Raw genomic sequence first — 22,402 nt, 5'->3', positions numbered from 1 at the left:
ATGACAAAACTAGAAGGATATCGTCATAATTAGTCCCTCTTCGACGTTATTCAATCAAACAATAAATTACAATTAATGATATTTTTATTAATTTGTTTTATTGAACATACCAAATGAACGCTTAAATAGCTTCCACCATCCAGCTTGCTTTACATCTTTACTAGCTATTAGATTTGATTTTGCTAATACCTTTCCGTCTTTTTTAATTGTAATGGTCCCAATCTTATCGCCCTTTTTAACCGGTGCTTTTAGATTTTCATTTAGTTTTATTGTTTTCTTTATACTTTCTATTTTTTCTCCTTTTTTAGTTAATACAGAGATCGGTTCACTTGTTAATGATTGAATTTTCTTTGTATCACCTTTACTTACTTTTACTTCTGCAAGTGATTGCCCTTTTTTATATATCGGATGAGTGACATATTTTGCAAAAGCATAATCTAGCATTTTAGATACTTGAGCATTTCTTACTTTCGTAGAAGGTGCTCCAAAAACCACTGCGACTACACGCATACCATTCTTTTTTGCAGTTGCTGTTAAACAAAACTTTGCTTCATTTGTAAATCCTGTTTTCAAACCATCAACACCAGGATAAAACTTTACAAGCTTATTTGTATTAACTAACCAAAACTTCTTGTCGGTACTTTCACGTAAATAGGATTCATATGTACCTGTAAATTTCGTGATATTTTCATGTCTTAATAACTCTTTCGCCATCATTGCCATATCATAGGCTGAACTATAATGATCCTTCTCAGGTAAACCTGTTGCATTTTGAAACTTTGTATCTTTAAGTCCAAGCTCTTTTACTTTTTTATTCATCATGTCAACAAATTCTTCTTCACTGCCAGCTATCTTTTCTGCCATCGCAACGGAAGCATCGTTAGCTGACCCGATAGAAATACCTCTAAGCATTTCTTCGACAGTCATTTCCTCACCAGTCTCAAGAAAAATCTGTGATCCTCCCATAGAAGCTGCATATTCACTCGTCCGAACTTTTTCGTTCATTGATAGCTTATTTTGTTCAAGAGCTTCCATGATTAGTATCATGGTCATAATTTTCGTCATTGAAGCGGGTGGTAGCTTTTCATGACTATTCTTATCGTATAATATACTACCTGTATCACGCTCAATTAATATTGCTGATTTTGCGTCTGCAGCTAATTCTGTTGATTTTTCAGCTGCAAATGCAGGTAATGAAATCGTTGCAGTCAATAACAATAAGCATATTATTGAACTAAATATTTTTTTCATCTTGACCCCTCCATCATTGTTCTTCTTTTAACACGATACATAGCACCATTTTTTCCATCTCTAGTATTTTTATACAATGATTCCCTATTTCATAAATAAAAAAACAGTGGTCAATCCGTGTGTTCATCACGAATCGACCACTGTTAAACAATATAGCGGGTAATTGATGTCTAATTAATGTGTAATTTCCTCATGAACGAGTATTGGTGCAGGTACTTTTTCTTTAGAAATTTTAATATTTTTGTAAAGGATCTGCTTCACTTCTTCAATTTGTTCTTGGTTTGAATGAATAGTTAAAAGTGATTCACCTTTTTTCACTTGATCTCCAATTTTTTTCTTCAGTACAATCCCAACAGCTAGATCGATGATTGATTCTTTTGTTGCACGACCAGCTCCTAACATCATAGCAGCTGTACCAATTTCATCAGCAACGATTTCAGAAATATACCCATCCTCTGTAGCTTCCAATTCAATGATATATTTCGCTTGAGGTAATTTTGCTGGATCATCTACAACTTCAGGATCTCCGCCTTGCGATTGTAAAAAGATTTTAAACGTCTCCAATGCTTTCCCATTGGAAATCACTTCATTTAACTTATTACGTGCTTCATCTAGTGTAGCTGCTTGCCCAGCTAAATAAACCATATGACTACCTAATGTAAGACATAATTCTGTTAAATCTTCTGGTCCATCTCCACGTAATGTATCTATTGCTTCTTTAACTTCTAAAGCATTCCCTATCGCAAAACCAAGTGGTTGACTCATATCAGAAATAACAGCCATCGTTTTTCTGCCAACATTATTCCCAATACTAACCATCGCTTTGGCAAGCTCTCTAGAATCATCCAGTGTTTTCATAAATGCTCCTGCACCTGTTTTAACATCTAAGCAAATAGCATCTGCACCAGCAGCAATTTTTTTACTCATGATGGAGCTTGCGATTAACGGGATACTATTCACCGTTCCTGTTACGTCTCTTAAAGCATAGAGCTTTTTATCTGCTGGTGTTAAATTTCCGCTTTGCCCTATTACTGCAATTTTATTTTCATTTACCAGGCGGATAAATTCATCATTTTCAATTTCTACATGAAATCCTTTTACTGCTTCAAGTTTATCAATCGTACCACCTGTATGTCCTAAGCCTCTTCCACTCATTTTCGCCACAGGTACTCCTAATGCAGCAACTAAAGGCCCTAAAACTAAAGTTGTAGTATCCCCTACTCCTCCAGTAGAGTGTTTATCAACCTTTACTCCATCAATGGCAGATAGATCAATCGTATCACCTGAATTGACCATAGCCATTGTTAATTCTGCACGTTCACGTTCATTCATCCCTTGGAAATAGATCGCCATAGTCATAGCGCTCATTTGATAATCTGGAATGGAGTTATTGGTATATCCTTCAATAATGAATTGGATTTCTTCTGTTGTTAACTCTTTCCCATCACGTTTTTTTTCTATCAAATCTACCATTCTCATTTTGGTTCACCAACTTTTATATTTTTAACAATTTCTTTTACAAAAAGTAAGAAATCTTTTCGAACCTTTTCTGTTGTTTCTATTACTTCATCATGAGTTAAAGGCTGATCTAATATCCCAGAAGCCATGTTTGATATACAGGAAATTCCTAATATCTTTAGCCCAGCATGTTTTGCTACGATTACTTCAGGAACAGTTGACATTCCAACTGCATCTCCCCCAAACGTACGGATCATTCTAACCTCTGCCGGAGTTTCATATGTAGGTCCTGTATTTCCAACATATACTCCTTCTTGGATTCGAATATTTAACTTTTCTGCAACATTACGTGCGATTAAACGTAATTCCTTATTATACGGCTCAGACATATCAGGGAAACGAGCACCAAATCGATTGTCATTTGGACCAATAAGTGGGTTACTTCCCATATTATTAATATGATCTGAAATAATCATTAAATCCCCTGGTTCATAAGTTTCATTTACCCCACCTGCAGCATTCGTAACGACTAGGACTTCAACTCCCAGTTCCTTCATAACCCTTACAGGAAATGTAACTTGGTCAAATGAATATCCCTCATAATAGTGAAATCGGCCTTGCATAGCAACTACTTCCTTGCCACTTAAAGAGCCAAATACAAGTTGACCTGCATGGCCTTCGACTGTTGAAATAGGAAATTCAGGTATATCCTCATAACGGATTTTTACGGCATCCTCAATTTCATCTGCAAGAACCCCTAATCCAGATCCTAGTATTAAACCAATTCTTGGAGTTTTTGTATATTTACCTTGTAAATATGTTACTGCTTGTTCTATTTGTTGAAAATTCACTCTTAGTTCCCCTCTATTCTTGTATATCTTTTAAAAAGCTAGTTCCGTATTTTGGCATTGTTACATGGAAATTCTCAGCGACAGTTGCACCAATATCTGCGAAAGTTTTTCTTAGAGGTAATTCCTTTCCCTCTTTAAAACGTTTCGAATAGATCAACAGTGGCACATATTCGCGTGTATGATCGGTACCATGATGAATAGGATCATTTCCATGGTCTGCAGTGATAATTAATAAATCATCATCTTTCATTTTTTCGAAAACTTCTGGCAAACGAGCATCATATTCTTCCAATGCTTTTCCATAACCAATTGGATCACGTCGATGACCATATAACGCATCAAAATCAACTAAGTTCAAAAAGCTTAAGCCTGTAAATTCTTTGTCAAATGTTTCGATAAATTTATCCATACCGTCCATATTCGATTTAGTTCGGATTGCTTCTGTTACTCCCTCTCCATCATAAATATCGGATATTTTCCCTAAGGCAATCACATCAAAATGACTATCCTTTAATTCATTCATAACTGTACGATCAAATGGTTTCAATGCATAATCATGTCGATTAGGAGTTCTCGTAAAATGACCTGGCTCTCCGACAAATGGACGTGCAATAATTCGACCAACCATATATTTCTCATCTAAAGTTAGTTCCCTGGCGATCTCACATATTTTATATAGTTCTTCAAGTGGGACAATCTCTTCATGGGCAGCAATTTGTAGTACTGAATCAGCAGAAGTATACACAATTAGTGCACCTGTCTCCATATGTTCCTTTCCAAGTTCATCAAGAATCTCTGTCCCACTAGCTGGTTTATTGCCAATAATTTTCCGTCCGGATTTCTCTTCTAATTCATTGATTAATTCAGCTGGAAAGCCTTCAGGAAAGACTTGAAAGGGAGTTTCTATATTCAACCCCATTATTTCCCAATGCCCAGTCATCGTATCTTTTCCATTTGAAGCTTCCTGCATTTTTGTGTAATATGCAAGCGGAGGATTTGCCTTTTCAACACCTTGAATGTGCCGAATATTTGAAAGTCCTAATTTCCCCATATTTGGCATGTTGAGTCCATTCATTTTCTCTGCAATATGACCAAAGGTATCTGACCCTTTATCATCAAATTTCTCAGCATCTGGAGCTTCACCAATTCCTACTGAATCCATTACAATTAGATGTATTCGCTTATATGTATAGTTACTCAATTATTTCATTCCCTTCTTTAAAGATTAAAACGGTTACAAAAGGTTCAAAACTATATTACCCTTTTCTATGCATGTTACTCAAAATTAGAGCTATATTAACCTTTCATGTTTCCCTTCATGGTAAGAGGTCTGACAACTATATTGTATCAAATTCATTCCTTTTTCTGCAATAGTATCAAACGTTACATTTGAATGATTGAACATTTAATAGGGTTAGTATAACTAGTAAAGAGGTCTGCCCCATCATTCTATATCAAGTAGGAAATAGTTAATTTCTCACGAGGTACAGAATTTTAGTGTGGTCAGACCCCTTAATAGACAAACTCTACCTATCTATTAAGCTCGTGGATGATGCTTTGCATAGACATCCTTTAATCTTGTTTTCGTTACATGCGTATAAATTTGTGTCGTGGAAATATCTGCATGACCTAACATTTCCTGTACAGCTCGTAAATCAGCTCCATTTTCTAATAAATGCGTCGCAAATGAATGGCGGAGGGTGTGAGGAGTTAACTCCTTTTCAATATTTGCCTTTTTCGCAAGTCCTTTTAATATTTTCCAAAAACCTTGTCGGGTTAAACGATTTCCATGATGATTTAGGAATAAAGCTTCTGTTTGTCTCTGCTTCGAAGAAAGTTTTGGTCTGCCATCCTTTATATATTCTTCTAATACAACGGTTGCAGTTTTGCCAATTGGGATAATTCTTTCTTTATTTCCCTTTCCAATACATCTCACAAACCCCATCGTTAAATGTAGGTCATCAAGATTAAGATTTATTAGTTCACTTACACGAATTCCAGTCGCATATAAAAGCTCTAGCATCGCTTTATCTCTTAATGGTAAAGGCCCTTTTTCCGAAGGAGCATCTAATAGTGCTTCAACCTCTGTTAAGCTTAGCACTTTCGGAAGACTTCTCTCTGTTTGAGGTGTTTCAATATGAACAGAAGGATCGTTTTCGGTTACTTTTTCTCTTAATAGAAATTGGTGAAAGGACCGAATTGATGCAACATGTCTTGCTAGAGTTTTAGCGGACTTTCCCTGCTGTTTTAAATGATGTAAAAAGTGGACAATATGTATTCTAGTAATCTCATTCAAGGATTGAATTTGCTCCACTTTAACCATATAAGTTAAATAGCTTTTTAAATCTCTTTCATAAGACACAATTGTGTTTTTTGATAATCCTTTTTCAACCACCATAAAATGGATGAAATCCTTTAAACGATCTAGCATATAATTACTCCCCATCTAAATAGAACAATAGTAAACGATCAAACCATCCCGAATCATTTTCTTCCACAGAATTTACTTTAATCGCTGTTCCTTTTGGTTCATCATATCGATGATAATCCTCATATTCTTGATTTACCCACATAATACCATAATAAAAGAGTAATGTGCATCCAGTAAATAATATAAACACTTTTAACGTACGAAAAATCATCTTCACCATGACATAGACCAGTCCATCCTTTTTTAGTTTATCTTATACAAGCCTATGCCAAAGTGTGCCATTTTTATACCTTTCACTTAATAAACATAAAAGAACCTTTTCACACGAAAAGGTTCTTCAATCTTCACTTTTTTCTTTATCCTGGCATCGCCAGCAAATCCCATGGAAGGTTAAGCGATGATCTTTAATTTTAAAGTTCCAACGTCTTTCTACAATTGCTTCAACATCTTCGAGTAAATCCTCTTGAATTTCATCTACAGCTCCACATTCTATACAAACTAAATGATGATGGAAATGTGCAGCTCCCTCTTGTCTTAAGTCATAGCGTGATACACCATCACCAAAATTAATCTTATCTACAACCTTTAATTCCGTTAATAACTCTAGTGTTCGATATACGGTTGCTAGGCCGATTTCTGGCGATTTCTCTTTTACAAGGAGGTAAACATCTTCTGCACTTAAATGATCTTCTTCGTTTTCCAGCAATACTCGGACGGTTGCTTCACGTTGTGGAGTAAGCTTATAGCTTGCAGAATGTAATTGTTTTTTTATTCTCTCAACACGACTTTCCATCTGAAGTATCCTCCCTCGCCACTATCCACTTTATTATAGCAGAAGGAAGAAAAGATGCAAAATAAAATTATTATAATCTCTAAAATAGAAATTTTATTTGATAATAATTATTATTATCTATTAATATATGACATTGCCGATTTCATTAATTCAGGTGAAATATACGCTTCAACACCTGCAGCAATGGATATAAAACCAACCGCAATGATTAACACAATAAAATATTGTGTTAACATAGGAATAATTTGAACCCCCATACTTTGTTTAATAAAGATTTTACGAATTAACTTTAAGGATACACCTACAGCTACTACTGCAATAAAAATAAACATTGGGATGATAAAAAGATTTTGTGGTAATACGGTAACAAAAGAAAGAAGGAATCCCCCCCATCCCATTTGATTGACAAGAAATCCTACGGAAAATCCAACAACAATTCCTTTAATAAATAACAGAACTAAAATAAGTGGCAAACCAATAATCGAGATTCCCAAAACCCACATTAAACCTAAAAATTTCACATTATGAAGAAAACTTAATCGAAATAAATCGGTTGGTGCTGCAATTTTCCCTTCCGAAATTTGCCCAAAAAACTGATTTAAATAATAAAATAAATCTTCCTTTTGGTCGATTGATAAGCTGTTTACAATAATGGCACCAAAAACTACTCCCATTAAAAATAAAACAATAATAAATGAGTAAATCGAGGAATATTCTTGTACATGGCGAATGATAGGATTAGACAACGACTTTTTTCTGCGCATTTTTACTTCCTCCTATTAATCTAGGTAACATAATCTCATTACTAAATTATGCAGGAAATAAAAAGATAGACCTTAAATCTACTAATTTTTAAAAATTATAATAGAATCAATAAGTTGGCGTTGCAAAAAAAATTAGAGGGGTCCCCCCTCATTACAAGATCGAATGATTAATCAAACCCTTAACATAAGCATTTCTTTGCGACTAATGTAAAAGTCTTCGGCAATCCTATATCGTGAATTTTATGATTTGGTTCCTCTTCTAAAATGTCTATTTGCATTGGTGCCTTTGCAACTGCTGTTATTACCTCTCCCAATGTCCACTTTCTTTGTAACACATGTTGCAGTTTAGCCTTTTCCTCTTCTGGCATATGCTTTGTAAACGCAACCTCATTTTTCACAATGGATGGATCAAAATAATTCCCAATCACCTTATGCTTTTTACCAGTGGAGGTAATCAGTTTCGTTGAAATCGGATGGAATTCATGGAGAACAAACTTTCCATCCTTGCTTAATAACTGCTGAATTTTCTTCATTAATTCCTGAATATCTAGCAAATAATGAAGAACCCCAAGTTCCATTAATACAACATCGAATTGCTCAAAATAAAGATCAATTGGCAGTGAGAGTACGTCCGAAACGATATAGTTGATTTTCACATTGGCATGGCTCGCAATTTCCATAGCAAAAGCTTTATTTTCCTCTGAAAAATCAACAACGGTTACATCTGCCCCAAGCAGTGAAAGGGCTACTGCTTTAATGCCATTGGAACCCATAAGATGCAGAACTTTTTTATTCGCAATTGGTTCAAAATAATGATCAAATGGGTGCAACCTCCATCTTGGATTATGCCTAATTTTTTCTGCAATTTCTTGAGGAGAACCGTATCTATTTAATAAAGCTACATAATTATTTTGATTCCAAGCTTGTTCATTTAACTTAGTTACCTTAGCATGTTCATTTTCTAAGTACCTATGAATTTTTTCTCTATCTATACCGCTTTGTTCGCTAAATAAATATTTATAAAGTGATATACACCATATTGGTTGTTCATCGCATGTCACTTGGATTCGATAGGGGTTTGTCTTAATTGTCGTATTATAACGGCATTGTACAATAATGGTATATATATCTTGTTGTACCTGAAAGGATGCGATGGCTATATTTGAGTTCAAGTCAGTCTTTTCTATTGTAGAGAATAGTTCATAGGCTTTTTCTATGATATCCCACTGTACTTCTATATATATAGTATTGAAATGAGGAATATCCACCCCTTGAATATATAAGGAAGTAGAATCTAAAAAATGATATGGGATATTTTCCTCATCAAAACGAATGGAAAGTTCCTTTATAGCTTGTGCATATTTTTTGTCTTTCATGTTAATCCTCCATCAAAAGCTTGGATGAACGTTTATTGTTCATTAGCAACTCTACCATATTGGCCTCCGCCTCCAGCAGATAATTGCAGATTTCCCATTCTTGCTTTCATAATTAAATCAACTAACTCTTGTTTTATAACCTTTTCTAGTTCTTCCTTTGGAACATTATGTAAGATATTCATCTCTGTTCCGAAATGATCTAGAAGTTTTTCCATCGTTTTTGGTCCTAATCCAGGTAAGAAATCTAACGGTACTTGATGAATATAGGGTGGTCTATCGCAACCAGTATCTGTAGTTGTTAGTTCTTGAATTCGTTCAGATACTCCTTTTGTAAATTGTGTTGATCCACATACGTGACAGACATCATGTTCTTTTTTAGCAAAGCATTTTGCACAGGTTGTTTGGTGATATTTCCCAAGATAAGGATCTAGCCCATAATTCGCTATCACTTCATTTCCATCTTTTTGATGAAGTGCTTTTTCTAACCCCTTGAAAGTAGGAGCTTCTAATTGCATTATTTGATATTCACGTGCAATCTTCGCTAAAGAATGGGCATCTGAATTACTGACAAATGTATATCTATGGAGTTCTTTTATATGATCTGCCATGTCTGTATTTGAACTCAATCCTAGTTCGATGGCATCAATAAGATTTGCATCAAATACTTCTTCTAACGATTTTTCAACGCCTTTACCATATAAGCTTTTAAACGGTGTAAATACATGGGCAGGAATAAATAGACCACCTAATGACTTTATTTTTTTCTGTAAGCTTCTAGCATCTTCGTGGATACGTTGTGTACTTAATTGATTATTCTTTACCTTTCCAGTATACCAATAGGAAAATTCCTTTAATGAGCCTAGTGAAGGAAAGTATCCTAATACATGCAGTGGTCCTTTACAATTGTCATCATTTATTTCTATCTCTACACCTGGAATTAATGTAACCGATTCTTGATAAAGCAATCCTCCATCTTCCATTTCAATCATTTCTTTACTTTGCAGAAGATCTTCTATTTCAGCGATAACTTCAGGGGAATGGCAATCAATTACTCCAATCATATCTAAGCCTTTGGGTATTTTTGCTGCCTTCAAAATATTGGTAAGTGTCAATGTTTTTGAACCAGTAATTTTAACCGGTTTCCCTGTTTTCGTTCGTCCAATATGAATATGTAAATCAACAAAATAATTTTTCATCATTATTTTTGCGCCTCTTTTAACTGTAAATATTGAATTGCATATGCCGTTTTAGCATCAAATATTTTTTGCTCTTTTACTAGCTGGATAGCTTCCTCAAGTGATACCTCGATCAGCTCAACAAATTCATCCTCATCCGCAGCTCTAGGATTTTCTTTTTTTCTAAGCCCCGTTGCTAGATATAAATGAATAAGTTCATCAGCAAATCCCGGGGATGTATAAAAAGAAATGATATGGTCCAAGCGGTTACACTCATACCCAGTTTCTTCTTCTAATTCCCTAACTGCAGTAACTTCAGGCTTCTCTCCTGGCTCCAACTTACCTGCTGGAATTTCAACGAGAGCTCGTTCCATCGGTTTACGATACTGTTCTACAAGAACAATTTTATTTTCTGGAGTTAATGCCAAAACTGCCACTGCTCCAGGATGTTTAATAATTTCTCTTTTTGATGTTTTTCCATTTGGTAATTCAACATCATCTATTTGCAAACGAACGACTTTACCTTCAAATAATTTTTCCGTGTGAATCGTTTTTTCTTCAAATTTATGCATTTCTTCCACTCCTAGTTCTAATTAAACATATCATTCATACATTTTAACACAACTAGGTAGGGAACAAATAATACGAACGGATTGTTGATCATCATGTATAAAATAAGGAGATGAGTTATCGATGAAAATCTATATTCAGCAGAATGGAATTGTATTATGCGGCAAAGCTTGGGAAATTAGAGAACAGCTTAAATATTATTCTAAACAATACCAATTTGTTTATGATTGGATAAAGCAAACTAATTCATAACATATTCTTGGTAATCTTACAGAATCTTCGATAGAATAAGGGAAAAAGTTAATTTGAAAGGACTTATTCTTATGGAAAAACAACAATTGGGAGCTTCCAATCTATTCATATCTAAGCTAGGACTTGGTTGTATGTCATTAGGTACTGATGAAAACAAGGCAAAGGACATTATTAAAGCAGCACTTGATGTTGGTATCAATTATTTCGATACAGCCGATTTATATGATTTTGGTGTAAATGAAGAAATTGTAGGGAAATCATTAAAATCCGTACGGGATCAAGTCATCATAGCAACAAAAGTAGGAAATCGTTGGAATAAAGATCAAACTGGCTGGACTTGGGATCCATCTAAATCCTACATAAAAGAGGCTGTCAAAGCTAGTCTTCAAAGGCTTCAAACAGACTATATTGATTTATACCAATTACATGGTGGAACAATTGAGGACAATATTGATGAAACCATTGAAGCATTTGAAGACTTAAAAAAGGAAGGCTTAATCCGTTATTACGGACTATCCTCCATTAGACCCAATGTTATACGCGAATATGTTCAAAAATCTAATATTATTAGTGTCATGATGCAATATAGTTTATTAGATCGACGACCTGAGGAAACTGTTTTATCTCTTTTAAAAGAAAACAACATTAGCGTTGTTACTAGAGGTGCTTTAGCAAAAGGTATATTAAGTGAAAAAGCTCTCACTAAGATCCCGCAACAAGGGTATTTAAGTTACACGAATAAAGAATTGGTTGAGCTAGTTAAAGGCATTGAATCGAAATTAGTGAAAAAAAACCGAAGCATGACAGAGTTAGCATTGAAATATAATTTAAATAATGAAACTGTTGCAGCAGTTATCACTGGTGCTAGTTCCATTCACCAAATTAAAGAAAATGCTCATGTATTACAAGGAAATCCATTAACTATGGAAGAATATTTGTTATTACAAGAGCTCAGTAAACAAACAAGCTATTCTGATCACCGCTAATAGTTTTTTATATGCTCTTTTCTCACAGTTTTAATGAAATACGGTCTAATGAAAGCTGCTACACCTTTCATTTCGCTGAGAAAAGAGCTTACAGAAAACTTTTCACCATCTTTCGTTTTTTTTAAACAAAATCCCCAAATCGTTTCGATAAATATTACAAGGTTCACAAGTAATCCTTTGATTGTTTTTTCTAAATATTCTAATTTTCTACATAATTGGATAATACATTCTTTTTTTTGTTCATTGCTCCAGGGATTTTCCCCTTTTTTTTCAGCTATAGTTATCGACAAATTTTACGAGTTAATTATGCCTAATTCCTTTATACTTTTCATAAAGATAGAGAAATAGTAATAGTAAAAAAGGTTTGCACAAGCTTAAAATTTCTTCATGGGATAGGAAATTGCAAACTTAATAGTTTTCTAGGGGGAAAAGGGAGATGGAAAAACAATTTATTGTAAAGAAAGAATCATTAGATCCTGAATGGATTGATCTCATTCTTGATGCTTTTGATTTGGGAATGAGTGTTGAGGAGATAAAAGATTATTTTTCGAAAAAGCGTTACTCTTCTTAAAAGATTTACCACACCTTCAAAGTATTTAAGTTAAATTTCACATGATTGTTTAGTATATTTTTTCACTCCATTAGATTTTTTACCATTACTAATATTTCACTCAGATTAGTTTTTTGACTTATTAATTATTTTTCATTTAATGCGAAACAATTCCTTCTGTATATGTTATAATAACACGAAGGAAGGTGACATAAAGTATGATTGGACAACGTATTAAAAAATTTCGCTTACAAAAACAATTATCTTTATCTGAACTAGCAGAAAGAGCTGGAATAGCAAAATCATATTTGAGCTCCATTGAGCGAAATTTACAATCCAATCCATCTGTTCAATTTCTCGAAAAAATTGCAGCAGTTTTAGGGATTTCCGTTAACTTGCTATTGCATGATCAAATAGATGAAACGAATACTACCGAACTCGATTCAGAATGGGAATCATTAGTTAGAGAAGCAATGAATTCAGGAGTTTCAAAAGAGGAATTTAAAGAATTTCTAGAGTTCAATAAGTGGAAAATAAATAATAAATAATAAGAGTTTATGATGATTTCTTCATCGTAAACTCTTTTTTATTCATTATGAAAGGAGACTTGACAATAATTACAGGCTACAAAGTCAAATCAGCCATACTTTGGCCGCGCTAATATCGACACGCACTTTTTTTAATTGATGGTTTGATTTATGGGCTATTTTTCGAGCTTCTTGTGTAAAAGCACTAATAGCAGCTTTTACACTAAATAAAGGCTTCAGGCGTTAACCTAAAATTACCGGTAAGACTATTTCAAAAGAGTAATATTATTTATGGGAAGCACTTATTTATATTTTTTCCAGTCCATCGGGTTTTCGTTTAATAATTCTTCAAATGACTTGTTTTTTTCTTTTTGTCTTCTCTCTTCCCTTTTTCTCTCTTCTTCTAATTTTTTCTTCGACTCTTCATCCTGTTTCAGTTGCTGCTGTGTATGCTTCAGCTTTAAAAGGATATCTTGATTTAACGTATCTTGCAATGTTAATTTATCATCGGTTTGTTTATTTTTTCTTTGTGTTTGTTTCGATCTTGCCATGGGATGACTCCTTTAAATTCATTAATAGTAGGCTCTTTTTGCATAGATTATTATTTCCAAAATTCAGGATTGAACCTGTAGTTCTTCTCATGAAAGCTTAATAAGAAAAAGGGAATGCATTCATTCCCCCTTATTTTACTATAAATACTAATAGGCTTCTAGTTTGACATCTTTTGCAACTAATAGATCCGGTTCAGTTGATGAAAGAATTTCTTCAATTGAATATCCTTTTGCTACTTCCTTTAAAATTAAACCATCGGTAGTTACATCGATGACAGCTTGATCAGTTATTATCCGATTCACTACACCCTTACCAGTTAAAGGCAAGCTGCATTGTTTAAGTATTTTTGGTTCGCCCTTTTTATTTACATGATCCATAATGACGATTATTTTTTGGGCACCGTGGACAAGATCCATTGCTCCACCCATCCCTTTAATCATTTTTCCTGGAATCATCCAATTAGCCAAGTCACCAGCTTCTGACACTTCCATGCCACCTAATATTGCTACATTAATATGTCCCCCACGTATCATTGCAAAGGATTCTGCACTATCAAAATATGCAGCGCCTGGAATGGCAGTAACGGTTTCTTTACCGGCATTAATTAAGTCGGCATCAATATTTTCCTCTGATGGATATGGACCAATTCCTAATAAACCATTTTCAGACTGTAAAACTACCTGTTTATTATCGGCAATATAGTTAGCTACTAATGTAGGCATTCCAATACCAAGATTAACATAATCTCCGTCTTCAATCTCCTTTTCCGCTCTGCGAGCAATTTTTTCTCGTATTGTGAACTTATCTAGTGCCATTCTACATTTCTCCTTTCACTATGTATTAATGACTGATGGTTCTTCTCTCGATTCTCTTTTCTTGTTTTCCTTGAATAATTCTTTGGACATATATACTTGGTGTATGGATAAAATTAGGATCTATATCGCCAATTTCATAGAGCTCCTCTACTTCAGCAATGGTTACTTTTCCAGCTGCTGCAATCATTGGGTTAAAATTACGGGCCGTTTTGTTATAGACTAAATTCCCCATTTTATCCCCTTTCCAGGCTCGTATTAAACTAAAGTCTGCAATTAGCGCTTCCTCCAACACATATTCCTTCCCATTAAAATTACGGATTTCTTTTCCGTCAGCGATTGGCGTTCCGACTCCTGCTGGTGTATAAAAAGCAGGAATTCCTGCCCCACCTGCACGAATCTTTTCAGCTAGTGTTCCTTGTGGTGTTAATTCCACTTCTAGTTCTCCTGATAATACTTGTCTTTCAAACTCTTTATTTTCCCCTACATAGGATCCAATCATTTTTTGAATTTGTTTGTTCTGTAATAGAGGCCCAAGTCCCCAATCATCAATTCCACAATTGTTTGAGATAACGGTTAAATTTTTTACCCCTTTTTCAACTAACGCTTGAATTAAATTTTCCGGTATCCCACAAAGGCCGAAACCACCAACCATTAGAGTAGCCCCATCATGTATATCAGCAACTGCCTCATGAAAGGATGTATAAACTTGTTTCATTGCTCTATCTCCCTTCTATTCTTGCATTATGCTAATTCAACAATTGTTGCAACACCCTGTCCACCACCGATGCATAAAGTGGCTAAACCTGTTTTCGCTTGTCTTTTTAACATTTCATGGATTAGCGTTACAAAAATTCTAGTTCCACTTGCTCCAATTGGATGACCAAGTGCTATCGCACCACCATTCACATTTAATATATCTTTATTAAAATGTAGTTCGCGATCAACGGCAAGGCTCTGAGCGGCAAAAGCCTCATTCGCCTCAATCAAATGAATTTCCTCTAAAGAAAGGTTAGCCTTTTTCAATGCTTTATTTACTGCAGCTACTGGTCCAATCCCCATAATGCTCGGATCAACCCCTGCACTTGCATTGGCTTTAATTGTTACAAGCGGCTTAATACCAAGTTCTTCACATTTTTTCCGTGACATGACAACAACGGCAGCTGCCCCATCATTAATTCCTGAAGCATTACCTGCTGTTACAGAACCGTTCTTTTTAAAGGCTGGTCGTAATCCTGCTAATTTTTCTGGTGTCGTTCCTTTTTTCGGATATTCATCCGTATCGAATACGATTGGTTCGCCTCTTCTTTGTGGAATTTCAATCGGAATAATTTCCTCCTGAAATTTACCTGTCTCGATTGCCTTTACTGCCTTTGCTTGACTGTCACTTGAAAATTGATCCTGTTCTTGCCGTGTAATTTGATATTTATCACAAAGATTTTCCGCGGTAATTCCCATATGATAATCATTAAAAGCGCACCATAAACCATCCTGAATCATACTGTCTACGAGCTTTTGATCGCCCATTTTAAACCCATCCCTCGCCTGATTCAATAGATATGGAGCTCTGCTCATATTTTCCATGCCACCAGCGACAATAATGTCTGCATCCCCTGCCACTATTGCCTGGGTAGCCAAGTGAACCGCTTTTAATCCTGAACCACAAACCTTATTAATCGTCATAGAGGAAACGCTTTCAGGAACTCCAGCTTTAATGGCAGCTTGACGTGCCGGATTCTGGCCAAGTCCTGCTTGAAGTACATTCCCCATAATGATTTCATCTACCTGATCACCACTTACCCCCGCCTTTTCAAGTGCACTTTTAATAACAATTGCACCCAACTCAGTAGCTGATGTATTTTTTAATGTACCATTAAAGCTACCTATCGCTGTACGTACAGCACTTACAATGACAACTTCTTGCTTTTCCATGTTTTCTCCTCCCCTGCTGAACATAGTACTTTAAAAGCATTCTACATTTTATTTTTCGCTAAAAAATAAGAAATTCCTTTAATTTTCGCAATTCTTTTCTACTGCTTCCGCAGGAGTATGGTTGACTACTTCTCAAGATGTATTTATTTCAACCTCATACTCCTTTATAATAATATGCAATGAAACTTTTTTTTACGATAACCGTATATAATGATGTATTAGTTCTTTAGACAGGAGTCGATAGTTATGCACCCCTTTTTAGCATTCATGTTACGATTTTTTGTAACTCTTCCTACGATGACTATTATTTGGCTAGTAAGCAATTTCGCATTTAACCAAACTTTTTGGTTCTCCGCATTGTTTGCATTAGGTGGAGGAGTGATTACTTACGTAGCCACTAAATGGTATACAGACCATGTTTTCTTAAAGAGGCATCAATTAACTAGGAAAGAGTATGCATATATAATAAAAAATCTAAAAGAGGCTCAACAGAAAATCTCACGACTACAAAAGGTATTTTTCAGTATTCGAAGTATCGGTTCTTTTAAACAAATGTTTGAAATTATTCGTTTGGTCAAACGCATCCAGTCGATTATAAAAAAAGAACCACAGCGTTTTTTCAAAGCGGAAAAGTTTTATTTCTATCATCTTGATTCTGTAGTTGAGTTATCTGAAAAATATTCCTTTTTAGCGTCTCAACCTGCTAAAAATGATAAATTATATTATTCATTAAACGAAACTCATGATACATTAAAGGATTTAAAAAGATCGATCGAGAAAGATTTATATGAGGTTCTTTCCAATGATATTGAACATCTGGAATTTGAATTAGATGTAGCAAAACGCTCATTAAAAACATTAAAAAATCCATTGACGAAAGATGATGAAAGGAGATCTACTAAATGAGTGAAACAAAAGAAACATTATGGCAAGAAGATATAAGTGACGGGATGGATGATCTTTTATCTAACCCTTTTGGTGATAAAGAACTGATTATTAATGATACACCGTTACAAGCAGAAACTGAAAAACCAACCCGATTAATTGATGTTATTCCCGAGGAAAACCGACAAAAGGCTATTCAATTAGCTGAGCAAATTGATCCTAAAAATCATCAATCCATTATTTTATATGGAACTCAAGCTCAATCCAAGCTTTTAAATTTCTCTCATTCCATGCTTGATCATGTACAAAAGAAAGATATTGGTGAGATTGGCGATATTCTTAGTGATTTAATGAAAAAATTACATGATGTAAATCCTGACGAATTAACACCTGAGAAAAAAGGGTTATTCTCTCGCATGTTCGGTAAGATTTCAAATTCTATTCAAGAGGTACTATCAAAATATCAAAAGACTGGTGCCCAAATTGATCGAATTAGTGTAAAACTTGATCATTCGAAAAAAACTCTTCTTGCTGATGTTCAAATGCTTGAACAATTATATGAAAAAAATAAGGATTATTTCCATGCGTTGAATATTTATATTGCAGCTGGTGAAATCAAGCTTGAGGAATTACAAACAAAAACAATACCAGAATTAAAAAATAAAGCAGCTGCCACTGGAGATCAAATGGCTGTTCAAGACGTCAACGATATGATCCAATTTGCAGATCGATTGGAAAAGCGACTTCATGACTTAAAATTAAGCAGACAAATTACAATTCAGAGCGCACCTCAAATTCGCTTGATTCAAAATACGAACCAAGCACTTGCTGAAAAAATTCAATCATCAATCATGACCGCAATTCCTTTATGGAAAAATCAAATTGCGATTGCATTAACCTTGATTCGTCAACGAAGTGCAGTGGAGGCACAAAAACAGGTATCGAAAACTACGAATGATTTACTTCTAAAAAATGCTGAGATGCTTAAGCAAAATACGCTTGAAACGGCAAGAGAAAATGAACGTGGTTTAGTAGATATCGAAACACTTAAGAAAACACAGGAAAATCTTGTTTCCACACTAGAAGAAACTCTACGTATTCAGCAGGAAGGTCGTGCTAAACGTTACCAGGCGGAACAAGAACTTATGACCATGGAAAATGAACTAAAACAAAAACTGCTTAATTTAAAATCGTGATATTGTGCGGTTTTCGTAAATGTTAATGCTAATAATAAAGAAATTTAGCGATTCGAATGAATTTTCCAGCCCTTTTCTAATTGAAATGAAGAGGTTAAAAGGCTTCAATACTAAATTATTAGTTAGTTAAATAGTACATGTGTGATAGAATAGCCTACTTTAAAAACAAAGCTCTCATTCAGGGCTTTGTTTTTAATTATTCTTGCAATTCTTTTATTTCCCTCTAAAATGAAATTGGGAGGGAGATTTCATGTTATTACCTAAAGAAGTAACAATTATTGAGGTTGGTCCTCGCGATGGACTTCAAAATGAAAAGAATTTTGTACCTACCGAAGTAAAAGAACAATTTATTCACAATTTATCTGATGCTGGAATACAAGAAATGGAGATCACCTCGTTTGTATCTCCGAAATGGGTTCCGCAAATGCAGGATGCGGCTACTATCGTATCTTCAAATTTCAATATTCGAAGGAAATTGGTTTTAACCCCCAATCGAAAAGGGGTTGATCGTGCACTTGAACTTGGTTGTGATGCAGTAGCAGTATTTGTTGGGGTTAGCAATAGCTTTAATAAGAAAAATATTAATAAAACGACGATGGAAAGCATGGAAGAACTAAAACCTATTATTGCAGAATTAAAGAAAAAGAATATTTTTGTTCGAGCCTGTATTTCCACCGCTTTTTACTGTCCCTTTGAAGGAAAAGTTTCGGAAGAAGCCACTATTAAATTATGTCAAGAATTTGTCACTGCTGGTGTCGATGAGCTTAGTGTAGCTGACACGATTGGCATGGCTGTACCAACAGAATCCTTTGCACTGTTCTCAAAATTAAAAGAAAATCTGCAAGCTACTCTTTTAACTGCTCATTTCCATGATACGAGGAAAATGGCTTTAGCAAATATCTTTGCAGCTCTGCAGGCTGGCATTGATCGTTTCGATACTTCTGCTGGAGGACTTGGGGGCTGCCCTTTTGCACCTGGAGCAACTGGAAATGTTGCAACTGAGGATGTTGTTTATATGCTTGAAAGAATTGGCATTCAAACAGGAATTGAATTAGATAAACTCGTAAATGCCATTGATGTGATCGCACCTATGATTGCTCGACCAATCGAAAGTGGTTATTATCAACTAGCTAAGAAATCAGTATAGTTTTCTCCTCTTTTGCTCATTTTAAGGGTATCGTTGCAAATAAGGAGGATTGTCAAATGACTAAACAACGTGAAAAGGGCTATAGTCAAAAAGGGAAACCAACAGGTGATACAACAAAAAATATGATTGCTGCTGAAGAATTAGAGCAGGCCATTCACCCGACTAAAAGACAAAATTCCAAACAATAACTTGCTAGTTGAAACTGACTTTGTTAGTCAGTTTCTTTTTATATATGGTAAAATATAGGAAAAATATAAACATCGGAGGAACTCACTATGAAAAAAGGATTGTCCATTTTCGGTGGTGCCACATTATTAGCTACAACTGGATTGGGTCTCTATCTTTCCGAACGTATTATGCATATAACAAAAAAAGATGAAAAGTATGTATACGATCGTGAAGTTCATGCTAAACGGGTCGACCCTGTTTCTTTTGATGCCCTACCGAAAGAAGAGGTTATGATTCCTTCCCCTTTCGGCTACCAAATTAAAGCTTTATTTATCCGGCCCTTCCCCCAAGTCAAAAAATATATGATTTTTTGCCACGGGGTTACTGAAAATAAAGTAAATTCCATTAAATATATGAATTTATTTTTGGAAAAAGGCTTCAATGCTGTCATTTATGATCATAGAAGACATGGAGAAACAGGCGGAAAAACTACGAGTTATGGTTATTATGAAAAACATGATTTAAAAGCTGTAGTTGATGCCCTTCTTTCCATTGAAGGAGAGGATATCGTATTTGGTATTCATGGCGAATCTATGGGTGCTGCGACTACCCTTTTATACGCAGGGATGCTAGAAGATCGCGCCAATTTTTATATTGTTGATTGCCCATTCTCAGATTTTCGTGAATTATTAGCGTATCAAATCTCTAATGAGATTAAGCTTCCAGGAAAATGGTTTCTTCCCTTGGCAAATTTGTTTATTCGATTGCGCGATGGGTATTCGTTAAAAAATGTTTCACCTATACAGGTTATAAAAAATATACAGAAGCCCATTTTATTTGTACATAGTGAAAAAGATGATTATATACTTCCAGAAATGACGAAAGAATTATTTAAACAGAAAAAAGGAGCTAAAATGCTTTTTATGGCAAGCAATGGAGCACATGCACAATCCTTTAATGAAAATCGGGAGGAATACGATCAAACCATTGACGAATTCTTAACGAAATATGTTAATGAAGCATGTAGTTAAAAGGATTGTTAAGATTTTCTCTTCCTATTTTTATTTTTTCTAAACATCCGCACCTGTCTATGAATACAGTAAATATTAAGGAAAAAAATAGGGAGAGATTGAAATGAACATTCATGTAGTACAAAAAGGAGAAAATCTTCGTGTGATTTCTCAGAGATATGGGGTCAATATAAATCAAATCGCTACGGCCAATCAATTGCCCAATCCCAATGTATTAGTCATTGGGCAAGCACTTGTTATTCCTGCTTCAGGACATGAATACGTTATTCAACCTGGGGACAATCTTTGGTCTATTGCCCAGCGATTTGGAACGACCGTTCAAGCTATAGCTGATATAAATCAGATTTCCAATCCAACCGATATAATGGTAGGTCAAATATTAATTATTCCCATTCAGTACCATACCGTACGTTCAGGTGAAACCCTATGGTCAATTGCTCAACGTTATGGTATCAGTATCACTTCTCTTATCCAAATCAATCGTGTTTTAAATCCTGCGAATCTTTATGTTGGGCAGGTTTTACGAATCCCAGAAACCTCCCTTCCTATAAAAGAAGTAAATGCTTATATTACCTCACTTGGTGAAAGTGGAGCTCGTGAAGTAACGCAATTAGGTAGATACTTAACGTATATATCTCCTTTTACGTATTCAATAAAGGAAGATGGCAGCCTCACTGACTTAACTGAATCAGCCGTTTTGGATGCTGCCCGTGTGGAACAGGTTGCTCCACTAATGGTTGTTACAAATTTTACAAATAGCGAATTTAATTCTGATCTTGCAGCAACTATTTTAAGAAATCCCTCGCTTCAAAATACAGTGATTGATCAATTGCTGTCTATAATGCGTGAAAAGGGCTATTCAGGGGTGAATTTTGATTTTGAATATGTGTATCCAGAAGATCGTGAGAACTATAATGATTTTCTCAGACAGGTTGTTACAAAACTGCACCCTGAAGGATTTTTGGTTTCTACCGCACTCGCCCCCAAAATATCTACTGATCAAAAAGGGATATTATATGAAGCACATGATTATGCTGCACAAGGAGAAATTGTTGATTTTATTGTTTTGATGACCTATGAATGGGGATGGGCTGGTGGAAAACCTTGGGCAATTGCACCGATTAACGAGGTGAAGCGAGTACTAGACTATGCTGTTACAGTTATTCCTCGTCAAAAAATTATGATGGGAGCCCCACTCTATGGTCGTGATTGGAAGATCCCCTGGAAGGAAGGAACCATTGCAAAAACAGTTAGCTCCCAGCAAGCTCTGAGCTTAGCAAGTAAGTATGGTGCCAGTATTCAATATAATACGACCTATCAATCCCCATTTTTCCGATATACTGATGAAAATGGTCAACAGCATGAAGTATGGTTTGAAGATGCACGTAGTGCTCAAGCAAAGTTTGACGTTGTAAAAAATTATCGACTTCGGGGGATTAGCTACTGGGTGCTTGGCATCCCGTTCCCACAAAACTGGCTCGTACAACAAAATAATTTCAATGCACGCAAACTTATTTAATGTTTTTCCTGCATTTTCATAACATCGGAATCAGTTTTGTCAATCATTATTTTCTCTTACAATCATCCAAAAGTAGTTAAAAAACCTTAAGATAAATTACATTAGAAATAATATCCATCTTACCTAGTTGCTTTTTCTACTTTTTCCTTATACCATCATAATAGAGTGTTAATTAT

25 protein-coding genes are annotated in these 22,402 nt (G+C 35.0%); 10 read left to right on the top strand and 15 right to left on the bottom strand.

Annotated elements, in window-relative coordinates; translation table 11 throughout:
• Positions 1 to 87: 87 nt before the first annotated feature.
• The 11 genes from I5818_RS10060 to I5818_RS10010 form a co-directional block, all read right to left on the bottom strand.
• On the bottom strand, positions 88 to 1,251 hold the full coding sequence (locus I5818_RS10060) for a D-alanyl-D-alanine carboxypeptidase family protein (RefSeq protein ID WP_078110874.1): 1,164 nt from the start codon (positions 1,249 to 1,251) through the stop codon (positions 88 to 90).
• Between the two features lie 174 nt (positions 1,252 to 1,425).
• Complete coding sequence (locus I5818_RS10055) at positions 1,426 to 2,730, bottom strand: pyrimidine-nucleoside phosphorylase (protein ID WP_071976121.1); 1,305 nt, start codon at positions 2,728 to 2,730, stop codon at positions 1,426 to 1,428.
• Positions 2,727 to 3,560 carry a purine-nucleoside phosphorylase gene (locus tag I5818_RS10050; protein ID WP_058002299.1) on the bottom strand — a complete coding sequence of 278 codons (834 nt, stop codon included), beginning with the start codon at positions 3,558 to 3,560 and terminating at the stop codon, positions 2,727 to 2,729. The genes I5818_RS10055 and I5818_RS10050 overlap by 4 nt, the downstream gene beginning before the upstream one ends.
• Before the next feature lie 13 nt (positions 3,561 to 3,573).
• Positions 3,574 to 4,761 carry a phosphopentomutase gene (gene deoB / locus I5818_RS10045; protein ID WP_058002298.1) on the bottom strand — a complete coding sequence of 396 codons (1,188 nt, stop codon included), beginning with the start codon at positions 4,759 to 4,761 and terminating at the stop codon, positions 3,574 to 3,576.
• Positions 4,762 to 5,097: 336 nt separating this feature from the next.
• Positions 5,098 to 5,991: a site-specific tyrosine recombinase XerD gene (gene xerD / locus I5818_RS10040; RefSeq protein ID WP_058002297.1), complete on the bottom strand. Its 894-nt coding sequence runs from the start codon at positions 5,989 to 5,991 to the stop codon at positions 5,098 to 5,100.
• A gap of 4 nt (positions 5,992 to 5,995) precedes the next feature.
• Positions 5,996 to 6,211 (bottom strand): YqzK family protein, encoded by a 216-nt coding sequence (locus I5818_RS10035; protein WP_058002296.1) that lies wholly within the window; start codon positions 6,209 to 6,211, stop codon positions 5,996 to 5,998.
• A gap of 117 nt (positions 6,212 to 6,328) precedes the next feature.
• Complete coding sequence (gene fur / locus I5818_RS10030) at positions 6,329 to 6,784, bottom strand: ferric iron uptake transcriptional regulator (protein WP_058002295.1); 456 nt, start codon at positions 6,782 to 6,784, stop codon at positions 6,329 to 6,331.
• A gap of 113 nt (positions 6,785 to 6,897) precedes the next feature.
• Positions 6,898 to 7,548: a stage II sporulation protein M gene (spoIIM, locus tag I5818_RS10025; RefSeq protein WP_058002294.1), complete on the bottom strand. Its 651-nt coding sequence runs from the start codon at positions 7,546 to 7,548 to the stop codon at positions 6,898 to 6,900.
• 179 nt (positions 7,549 to 7,727) lie between these two features.
• Positions 7,728 to 8,924 (bottom strand): class I SAM-dependent methyltransferase, encoded by a 1,197-nt coding sequence (locus I5818_RS10020; RefSeq protein WP_078110873.1) that lies wholly within the window; start codon positions 8,922 to 8,924, stop codon positions 7,728 to 7,730.
• Between the two features lie 32 nt (positions 8,925 to 8,956).
• Positions 8,957 to 10,120, bottom strand: a complete 1,164-nt coding sequence (locus I5818_RS10015; RefSeq protein WP_058002429.1) for an endonuclease Q family protein — start codon at positions 10,118 to 10,120, stop codon at positions 8,957 to 8,959.
• Between the two features lie 2 nt (positions 10,121 to 10,122).
• A complete protein-coding gene (locus I5818_RS10010; protein ID WP_058002292.1) occupies positions 10,123 to 10,671 on the bottom strand; it encodes an NUDIX hydrolase in 549 nt (182 codons plus the stop codon).
• Positions 10,672 to 10,792: 121 nt separating this feature from the next.
• On the opposite strand from I5818_RS10010, the gene mciZ reads away from it, so the two are divergent.
• From mciZ to I5818_RS09990, 4 genes are all read left to right on the top strand, one after another.
• Entirely contained in the window at positions 10,793 to 10,921 is a 129-nt protein-coding gene (gene mciZ, locus I5818_RS10005) for a Z-ring formation inhibitor MciZ (protein WP_071976122.1), read from the top strand.
• A 71-nt stretch (positions 10,922 to 10,992) separates the two neighbouring features.
• Complete coding sequence (locus tag I5818_RS10000; protein ID WP_078110878.1) at positions 10,993 to 11,907, top strand: aldo/keto reductase; 915 nt, start codon at positions 10,993 to 10,995, stop codon at positions 11,905 to 11,907.
• Between the two features lie 436 nt (positions 11,908 to 12,343).
• A complete protein-coding gene (locus I5818_RS09995) occupies positions 12,344 to 12,478 on the top strand; it encodes an anti-repressor SinI family protein (RefSeq protein ID WP_078110871.1) in 135 nt (44 codons plus the stop codon).
• 197 nt (positions 12,479 to 12,675) lie between these two features.
• Complete coding sequence (locus I5818_RS09990; protein WP_058002291.1) at positions 12,676 to 13,005, top strand: helix-turn-helix domain-containing protein; 330 nt, start codon at positions 12,676 to 12,678, stop codon at positions 13,003 to 13,005.
• A gap of 281 nt (positions 13,006 to 13,286) precedes the next feature.
• Here I5818_RS09990 and I5818_RS09985 read toward each other — a convergent pair whose 3' ends face one another.
• The 4 genes from I5818_RS09985 to I5818_RS09970 form a co-directional block, all read right to left on the bottom strand.
• Positions 13,287 to 13,535, bottom strand: coding sequence for a YqkE family protein (locus I5818_RS09985; protein ID WP_058002290.1), 249 nt, complete (start codon positions 13,533 to 13,535; stop codon positions 13,287 to 13,289).
• Between the two features lie 147 nt (positions 13,536 to 13,682).
• Positions 13,683 to 14,351, bottom strand: a complete 669-nt coding sequence (locus I5818_RS09980) for a CoA transferase subunit B (RefSeq protein WP_058002289.1) — start codon at positions 14,349 to 14,351, stop codon at positions 13,683 to 13,685.
• Between the two features lie 25 nt (positions 14,352 to 14,376).
• Complete coding sequence (locus I5818_RS09975) at positions 14,377 to 15,066, bottom strand: CoA transferase subunit A (protein ID WP_058002288.1); 690 nt, start codon at positions 15,064 to 15,066, stop codon at positions 14,377 to 14,379.
• 26 nt (positions 15,067 to 15,092) lie between these two features.
• Complete coding sequence (locus I5818_RS09970) at positions 15,093 to 16,280, bottom strand: acetyl-CoA C-acetyltransferase (protein ID WP_058002287.1); 1,188 nt, start codon at positions 16,278 to 16,280, stop codon at positions 15,093 to 15,095.
• Positions 16,281 to 16,526: 246 nt separating this feature from the next.
• On the opposite strand from I5818_RS09970, the gene I5818_RS09965 reads away from it, so the two are divergent.
• The 6 genes from I5818_RS09965 (at position 16,527) to I5818_RS09945 (ending at position 22,226) form a co-directional block, all read left to right on the top strand.
• Positions 16,527 to 17,186, top strand: a complete 660-nt coding sequence (locus I5818_RS09965) for a 5-bromo-4-chloroindolyl phosphate hydrolysis family protein (protein WP_078110870.1) — start codon at positions 16,527 to 16,529, stop codon at positions 17,184 to 17,186.
• Entirely contained in the window at positions 17,183 to 18,361 is a 1,179-nt protein-coding gene (locus I5818_RS09960) for a toxic anion resistance protein (protein WP_058002285.1), read from the top strand. Before I5818_RS09965 ends, I5818_RS09960 begins: the two co-directional genes overlap by 4 nt.
• 250 nt (positions 18,362 to 18,611) lie before the next feature.
• Positions 18,612 to 19,508 (top strand): hydroxymethylglutaryl-CoA lyase, encoded by an 897-nt coding sequence (locus tag I5818_RS09955; RefSeq protein ID WP_071976125.1) that lies wholly within the window; start codon positions 18,612 to 18,614, stop codon positions 19,506 to 19,508.
• Between the two features lie 56 nt (positions 19,509 to 19,564).
• A complete protein-coding gene (locus tag I5818_RS26210; RefSeq protein WP_257234099.1) occupies positions 19,565 to 19,696 on the top strand; it encodes a hypothetical protein in 132 nt (43 codons plus the stop codon).
• Positions 19,697 to 19,783: 87 nt separating this feature from the next.
• Entirely contained in the window at positions 19,784 to 20,707 is a 924-nt protein-coding gene (locus tag I5818_RS09950) for an alpha/beta hydrolase (protein WP_058002283.1), read from the top strand.
• Between the two features lie 103 nt (positions 20,708 to 20,810).
• Entirely contained in the window at positions 20,811 to 22,226 is a 1,416-nt protein-coding gene (locus tag I5818_RS09945; protein WP_058002282.1) for a glycoside hydrolase family 18 protein, read from the top strand.
• Positions 22,227 to 22,402 lie beyond the last annotated feature (176 nt).

Origin of the sequence: Heyndrickxia oleronia, from assembly GCF_017809215.1 — a bacterium.
GTDB classification, from domain to species: Bacteria; Bacillota; Bacilli; order Bacillales; family Bacillaceae_C; genus Heyndrickxia; species Heyndrickxia oleronia.
This window is presented reverse-complemented; position numbering and strand designations above follow the sequence as displayed.

Bases quoted from the DNA above. Each gene is read 5' to 3' on its own strand.
- I5818_RS10060 (WP_078110874.1), bottom strand. From the start codon at position 1,251: ATGAAAAAAATATTTAGTTCAATAATATGCTTATTGTTATTGACTGCA.
- I5818_RS10055 (WP_071976121.1), bottom strand. From the start codon at position 2,730: ATGAGAATGGTAGATTTGATAGAAAAAAAACGTGATGGGAAAGAGTTA.
- xerD (WP_058002297.1), bottom strand. From the start codon at position 5,991: ATGCTAGATCGTTTAAAGGATTTCATCCATTTTATGGTGGTTGAAAAA.
- I5818_RS10035 (WP_058002296.1), bottom strand. From the start codon at position 6,211: ATGGTGAAGATGATTTTTCGTACGTTAAAAGTGTTTATATTATTTACT.
- fur (WP_058002295.1), bottom strand. From the start codon at position 6,784: ATGGAAAGTCGTGTTGAGAGAATAAAAAAACAATTACATTCTGCAAGC.
- spoIIM (WP_058002294.1), bottom strand. From the start codon at position 7,548: ATGCGCAGAAAAAAGTCGTTGTCTAATCCTATCATTCGCCATGTACAA.
- I5818_RS10020 (WP_078110873.1), bottom strand. From the start codon at position 8,924: ATGAAAGACAAAAAATATGCACAAGCTATAAAGGAACTTTCCATTCGT.
- I5818_RS10015 (WP_058002429.1), bottom strand. From the start codon at position 10,120: ATGAAAAATTATTTTGTTGATTTACATATTCATATTGGACGAACGAAA.
- I5818_RS10010 (WP_058002292.1), bottom strand. From the start codon at position 10,671: ATGCATAAATTTGAAGAAAAAACGATTCACACGGAAAAATTATTTGAA.
- mciZ (WP_071976122.1), top strand. From the start codon at position 10,793: ATGAAAATCTATATTCAGCAGAATGGAATTGTATTATGCGGCAAAGCT.
- I5818_RS10000 (WP_078110878.1), top strand. From the start codon at position 10,993: ATGGAAAAACAACAATTGGGAGCTTCCAATCTATTCATATCTAAGCTA.
- I5818_RS09995 (WP_078110871.1), top strand. From the start codon at position 12,344: ATGGAAAAACAATTTATTGTAAAGAAAGAATCATTAGATCCTGAATGG.
- I5818_RS09990 (WP_058002291.1), top strand. From the start codon at position 12,676: ATGATTGGACAACGTATTAAAAAATTTCGCTTACAAAAACAATTATCT.
- I5818_RS09985 (WP_058002290.1), bottom strand. From the start codon at position 13,535: ATGGCAAGATCGAAACAAACACAAAGAAAAAATAAACAAACCGATGAT.
- I5818_RS09980 (WP_058002289.1), bottom strand. From the start codon at position 14,351: ATGGCACTAGATAAGTTCACAATACGAGAAAAAATTGCTCGCAGAGCG.
- I5818_RS09975 (WP_058002288.1), bottom strand. From the start codon at position 15,066: ATGAAACAAGTTTATACATCCTTTCATGAGGCAGTTGCTGATATACAT.
- I5818_RS09970 (WP_058002287.1), bottom strand. From the start codon at position 16,280: ATGGAAAAGCAAGAAGTTGTCATTGTAAGTGCTGTACGTACAGCGATA.
- I5818_RS09965 (WP_078110870.1), top strand. From the start codon at position 16,527: ATGCACCCCTTTTTAGCATTCATGTTACGATTTTTTGTAACTCTTCCT.
- I5818_RS09960 (WP_058002285.1), top strand. From the start codon at position 17,183: ATGAGTGAAACAAAAGAAACATTATGGCAAGAAGATATAAGTGACGGG.
- I5818_RS09955 (WP_071976125.1), top strand. From the start codon at position 18,612: ATGTTATTACCTAAAGAAGTAACAATTATTGAGGTTGGTCCTCGCGAT.
- I5818_RS26210 (WP_257234099.1), top strand. From the start codon at position 19,565: ATGACTAAACAACGTGAAAAGGGCTATAGTCAAAAAGGGAAACCAACA.
- I5818_RS09950 (WP_058002283.1), top strand. From the start codon at position 19,784: ATGAAAAAAGGATTGTCCATTTTCGGTGGTGCCACATTATTAGCTACA.
- I5818_RS09945 (WP_058002282.1), top strand. From the start codon at position 20,811: ATGAACATTCATGTAGTACAAAAAGGAGAAAATCTTCGTGTGATTTCT.